This window comes from Paraburkholderia haematera (assembly GCF_905220975.1).
GTDB lineage: Bacteria > Pseudomonadota > Gammaproteobacteria > Burkholderiales > Burkholderiaceae > Paraburkholderia > Paraburkholderia haematera.
Genome location: NZ_CAJNBK010000073.1, coordinates 1 through 654, shown reverse-complemented (window position 1 = coordinate 654; position 654 = coordinate 1). Strand labels below are relative to the sequence as shown.

Below are 654 nucleotides of genomic sequence, written 5' to 3'. Positions count from 1 at the left end.
CGCGCGACCGAGTACCACATCAGGAAGCCGACCGCCGCGCTGATCACCAGCAGCACGAATGCGCCGAGCGCGCGCGTGTTGTAGTGCTGCTCGTAGTACAGATAGAACAACGCCGTGATCAGGCTGAACAGCACGAACACTTCGTACAGGTTCGAGATTGGAATATGGCCGACGTCCGCGCCGATCAGATACGACTCGTACCAGCGCACCATCAAACCGACGAAGCCCATCACCACGGCGGCCCACGTCATTTTCGAACCGATCGCGGCGCCGGTTGGTGAACGCGACAGCAGGCCGATCCAGTAGAAAACGGTGGCGAAGACGAAGAGCGCGCTCATCCACAGAATCGCGGACTGGCTCGACAGGAAATATTTGAGGAAGAACGCGCTATCCGCGCGCGCCAGATCGCCCTGATAGATCTGGATCGCCAGCAGCGACAACGCGGCGATGCCGACCATCAGCGGACGCACCGGCTTCCAGCGCCAGCCCAGCACGACAAACACCGGCACGGCGCAGCACAGCACCAGTTTGTCGTAGTAGTTCATGAACGGGTAATAGCGCGACAGCGCGAACCCCGCGCCCGCGACCATCAGCGCGGCGAACAGCCAGTCGACGATACCGAGGCGCTTCAGAAACGGGCGCTCGTCAAACTGC

The 654-nt window shown here is 61.6% G+C and carries 1 pseudogene; it reads right to left on the bottom strand.

Annotated features, from left to right (window positions below):
- Window positions 1-654, bottom strand: a pseudogene (locus tag KHO23_RS34905) (c-type cytochrome biogenesis protein CcsB); the annotation flags it as partial.